Source organism: Candidatus Frankia alpina, assembly GCF_902806485.1.
Classification (GTDB): Bacteria; Actinomycetota; Actinomycetes; order Frankiales; family Frankiaceae; genus Frankia; species Frankia alpina.
Map to the genome: position 1 here is coordinate 1 of NZ_CADCWT010000313.1, position 4,762 is coordinate 4,762.

Here is a 4,762-nt window from a genome sequence, read left to right on the forward strand (position 1 = left end):
CCTGGATGCCCGCAACCAGCTAACCCAAGATCAAACAAATACCTGACCAGTTACAATTTCCACTCCTCCTCGGCCAGCTTCGCCGACCGCTCGTCCTCGCGGTGCACCAGGGCCCGGACCCGTTCTCCGCGCTCACGCAGCTGGCGGGCGACGTACGCACCGACCTTGCCGGTAGCGCCTGTAATCAGGTACCTCTTCGATGATTCAGACATGAGGACTTCTCCTACACAAGTCTGGCTGGAACGGCGGAAAGAATGTCGCCGGAGGTCCCGGTGAGCGGTGCACCCGAGTCCTTACAACCAATCACCTTACTTGCCCTTACCCTTTATATCGGGGTACTTTACGGAAACCGAGGGAAAATCTGGGGCGGTGTTTTTGTGCACAACAGACTTCAAGGCGGCGTGACTATATTCCGGCAGGGTGCGCAGTTGACAGCCGATCAGGGGGCGACGACTCGCGCCCTCTCGCAATCCCATGTCCTGACCCGGTTTCCGGGCATACGGAAGTCACCGACCGCATGCCTATTTTCGGTGAACGGCACCCGACCACGGTCCTCGGTAGCCACGCTCCGGCGACCTGCCCGAAGTGCTGCCGCCTATCGGAGCGGTGTGACCCATCTACGCCACTCCTCCTGCGACTGGAAGCCGGCCGTCCGCCACAGCATGTGGCCGAGCTCGTTGCCCTCGAGCACCATCGCGTCGAGGCGGGTCGCCCCCAGCGAGCGGAGCCGGGCGGCCACGGCGTCGAGCAGTGCGCGGCCGATGCCCTGACGCCGCATGCCGGGGTGGACCGCCAACCGGTAGAGGTGCGCCCGCCAGCCGTCCCAGCCCGCTATCAGCGAGCCGGCGATCCGGCCGCCCTGCCGCGCGACCAGGCAGGCGTCGGAGTCACGGATGAGCAGGATGCGCACGGCGTCCGCCGTATCAGCCGGGCGTGACTCGTTCTCCGCCGCGGCCTCCCACAACGCAAGCAGGTCCGCCACGTCCGACAGGGAGGCACTGTCGATGCAGACCATCCTGGCCGACGAAGTCGCCGACAGCCTCGCCGCACGGGGCCGCCCCGCCATCCGGGCCAGCGTCGACGCCTTCCACCGGCCGACCGCGGTCGGCCGACGGCGAAGGTCTCCTTCCCCTGAGGGTTTACTACTTCGGCGTCGCAGAGGTCTACCGGCAACTCGGCCTACGCTTGACCTGGCGGAGTCCGGTGTTCCGCGCCACCACGGCCTTGATCTGCCGGTGGCCGGGGGTAGCGCCAGGCGCCCGCTCCGACCGTGTAACATCGCAGACGTACGCGGGTGAGACACCCCGCGACCACCTGTCCGGGTGGCGGAATGGCAGACGCGCTAGCTTGAGGTGCTAGTGCCCTTTATCGGGCGTGGGGGTTCAAGTCCCCCCTCGGACACGGCCACTAGGCCCACCGATGGTCTTGGTGAGGCTTCGGCAGATACGATGCGCGTCTCATGGTCATAGCTGAGGCGCAGTCCCAGTTGCTGGTAGATCTCCGCCTTGTCGGTGGCGTCTGCTGTGCGAAGGACGGTGGCGATCCCGCCGAGGGCGCCGACGATGTTCTTGATCTCTTGGCGGGTGAGGCGGGGCGGCGCGGTCTGTCTCCGGTCGCCTGCCTGTGCGAGGGCGGCGACTGCCTCGGCGCGTTCGGCCTGGGTCTCGTTGATCCATCCGGTTACGAGGGCGGAGTCGGCGCCGGCTTCCAGGGCAGCGCGGTGCTGGGCGAGCTTGCGGTCGCAGGCGGCGATTTTCCTGCGGTTCGGGTCGGTGGCGGCTGACGTCTGCGTGGGCTGCTGGGTCGCCAGGGCATCCAGGGTGGCTTCGAGGTGGTGGGGGGCGAAGGCTGTGGCCAGCCAGGCGTCGAGGTCGGGCAGGATCGCGTCCTCGCGCAGGTAGACCGACAGCGGGTGGTCGATCAGGTTGGCGATGGCGTATTCCTGCGGGTAGCGGCAGCGGTAGTGAGCATGCCCGTGGTTCCAGGTGCCCTGCATGCGTCGGCCGCACTGGTGGTGGACCAGCAGGCTGCGCAGGGCGTAGGGGTGCGGTGTCCGGATCTGGGGCCGGTCGGAGCTGGGGCCGGTCGGAGCTGTGGCCCCGTCGGGCGCGGCGTTCCTGGACCGCGTGGAACGTTGCCTTGTCGACGATGGCGGGGTGGGCGGGCCGGTCGGACCAGACCCATTGGTCCCGTTCGTTCCATTTGAGTTTGGTCTCGTAGCCGAGCGCGACGTCGTCGACATCGAGGAGGGTCTCGGCTTTGCGCTGTTTGTTCCAGACCTGGTAGCCCGTGTAGCGCGGGTTCGCCAGGATGGCCTGCACCGCGCCCTTGGACCAGGCGATTCCGGTGCGGTGTCGGTTGCGGGCTCGGTCGTAGGCCGACGGAGACAGAAGGCCTTCGTCGGTGAGCGTCTGGGCGATCAGGAAGACACCCATGCCGTTGAGGTACCGGTGGAAGATTCGTTCGACGACTGGTGCGGTGATTGGGTCTTTCGCCAGAACGTGGAGACGCTTGCCGTCGGCGGCTTTCGCCGGGTTGGGATGGGGGCCGGCGTCGGCGAGCTGGTAGCCGTAGGGCGGTCGGCCGCCGAGGTAGCGGCCTTCGACTTTGGCTTGGGCCTGCATCGAGGACCGGACCCGAATCTTGATGCGGTTTCGTTCGCCTTTTGACATGCCCCCGAACACGGACATGATCAGATCATGGGCTTCGGATGTGGGGTCGATAGGGCCGCCGACTTCGGGAACCCAGAGGGTAACTCCGTAGTGCTCGAAGACGGGCATGGTCAGGCTGTACTGGTTGCCGTAGAACGCCCGGTGAGGTTCGCCGATGGGTGTAGATCTTCTGAAGTGAGATCGTTTATTGAATGATCTCGGATCGCTGTGCTGGGGTTGATCGTGGGAGGGCTCCTTGTCACTACGTTCGCGGGTGTCGAAGCCTGAACGTGTCGTGAGCAAGGAGCCCGGGTGTCAGGGTATGGGGATGAGCTGGAGGCGGTGCCGGCGGGTGTGTTCGCCCGGTCGGAGGAGCTGTTCGGGGCGTTACGGGCCGGGCTGGCGGGCGTGGAGACCGCTTCCCTGACCCATTCTGATCTTGAGGTGTGGTTGGAGGGTCGGGGCCGGGAGCTGCTGTGTTCGCTGTTTCAGGACTCCCTGGATCTGCGGGCGCCGCGGGAGGTCCGTCTCGCCGAGCCGCCGGTCGGGGTGGACCGGGTGGTCCGCACGAGGCTGGAGAAGGGGCATCGGCGGGCGCTGGCCACGGTGTTCGGCCGGGTGACGCTGAGCCGGCTGGCCTACCGGGCGGCGAGGGCATCGAACCTGCATCCGGCGGACGGGGCGCTGAACCTGCCCGCCGGGTTGCACTCGCACGGGCTGCGCCGGCTGGTGACGCTGGAGGCGGCGCGCGGGTCGTTCGACGACGCGGTCGCGGCGGTGGGACGCGCGACCGGGGTGAGGGTCGGCAAGCGGCAGCTCGTCGAGCTCGCCCGCTCGGCCGCGGTCGATGTCGCCGGCTTCTACGGCCAGGACCGGCCGGGCGCGGCCGAGAAGGACCGGCTGCTGGTGCTGCAGTTCGACGGCAAGGGTGTGGTCATGCGCCCCGAGGCGCTGCGCCCGGCCACCGCGAAGGCCGCGGCGAAGAGCCGGAAACTGTCCACGAGGCTCTCGCCCGGGGAGAAGCAGGGCCGTACACGGATGGCGGAACTGGCCTCGGTCCACGACGTCGTCCCGGTCGTGCGGACCCCGGACGACGTGCTGCCCCCGCCCGGGCAGAAAGGGCCCGACGGGCCGAAGGCGACCGGGAAGTGGCTGACCGCCTCCGCCGTCGAGGACATCGCGACCGTCATCGCGGCCGGGTTCGACGAGGCCCAGCGGCGCGACCCGCACCACCTGCGGACCTGGGTCGTGCTCGTCGACGGCAACAACACCCAGCTCGACGCGGTCAGAACCGAGGCCACCCGCCGCGACGCGAAGATCCACATTGTGGTCGACCTCATCCACGTCCTGGAATATCTCTGGAAGGCTGTCTGGTCGTTCTTCGCTCCCGGCGACCCCGACGCCGAGACCTGGGTCACCGACAAGGCCCGCAAGGTCCTCGCAGGGAAGGCCGGCAACGTCGCCACCGGGATCCGCCGCCGCGCCACCTACAACGCCCAGGAACGCAAGGGCGCCGACACCTGCGCCGACTACCTCGACGCCAAAGCCCCCTGGCTCGGCTACGACACCGCCCTCGCGGGCGGCTAGCCGATCGCCACCGGCGTCATCGAAGGAGCCTGCCGCCATCTCGTCAAGGACCGCATGGACCGCACCGGCGCCCGCTGGGGACTCGACGGCGCCGAAACCATCCTCCTCCTCCGAGCCCTGATCACCAACGGCGACTTCGACGGCTACTGGCAGTTCCACCTAACCCAGGAACGCCACCGCAACCACGACAACCAGTACGCGGAAACCGCATACCACCCTGATCGGCTCACTCAAGAAGATCTACACCCATCGCCGTTTGCAGTCCGCCTGCCTGCGAGCCGAACTCGTCTACGAACTGGATGAATTCACGCTGGACACCCTTCAGTAGCGTCACCGCTCCGAGTAGCGCATCCACGTGGCTTGGTAGATCTCCGAGACTCCGTGTGGCCTGCAGCAGCAGCGAGGCGTCATCCGGCAGCGACCGGAGGTCGCGAGCCGACTGATGCAAGAAAGGAACTTGGTCCGGGAGCTGGCGAAAGACTCTCGCCGAATACTCAAGCGAAATTACAGTGTCAGGATTCGGG

4 protein-coding genes, 1 tRNA gene and 2 pseudogenes are annotated in these 4,762 nt (G+C 67.4%); 3 read left to right on the forward strand and 4 right to left on the reverse strand.

The window, feature by feature from the left end; all coding sequences use genetic code 11:
- Nucleotides 1-50: 50 nt before the first annotated feature.
- Nucleotides 51-212: an NmrA family NAD(P)-binding protein gene (locus G6R25_RS21625; RefSeq protein ID WP_163554372.1), complete on the reverse strand. Its 162-nt coding sequence runs from the start codon at nucleotides 210-212 to the stop codon at nucleotides 51-53.
- Nucleotides 213-595: 383 nt separating this feature from the next.
- Nucleotides 596-1,015, reverse strand: a complete 420-nt coding sequence (locus G6R25_RS21630) for a GNAT family N-acetyltransferase (protein ID WP_163554373.1) — start codon at nucleotides 1,013-1,015, stop codon at nucleotides 596-598.
- 301 nt (nucleotides 1,016-1,316) lie between these two features.
- Between G6R25_RS21630 and G6R25_RS21635 the strand changes: the two genes are divergently transcribed.
- A tRNA-Leu gene (locus G6R25_RS21635) sits at nucleotides 1,317-1,401 on the forward strand.
- Between the two features lie 58 nt (nucleotides 1,402-1,459).
- Nucleotides 1,460-1,783, forward strand: coding sequence for a hypothetical protein (locus tag G6R25_RS28230; RefSeq protein WP_235949394.1), 324 nt, complete (start codon nucleotides 1,460-1,462; stop codon nucleotides 1,781-1,783).
- 376 nt (nucleotides 1,784-2,159) lie between these two features.
- Here G6R25_RS28230 and G6R25_RS29940 read toward each other — a convergent pair.
- Nucleotides 2,160-2,780: pseudogene (locus tag G6R25_RS29940) on the reverse strand (recombinase family protein); the annotation flags it as partial.
- Between the two features lie 213 nt (nucleotides 2,781-2,993).
- Between G6R25_RS29940 and G6R25_RS21645 the strand changes: the two are divergent.
- Nucleotides 2,994-4,442 (forward strand): annotated as a pseudogene (locus G6R25_RS21645) (ISKra4 family transposase); the annotation flags it as partial.
- Between the two features lie 22 nt (nucleotides 4,443-4,464).
- Here the strand turns inward: G6R25_RS21645 and G6R25_RS25550 are convergent.
- The coding region (locus G6R25_RS25550; protein WP_205447328.1) for a hypothetical protein at nucleotides 4,465-4,762 on the reverse strand (298 nt) is incomplete at its 5' end.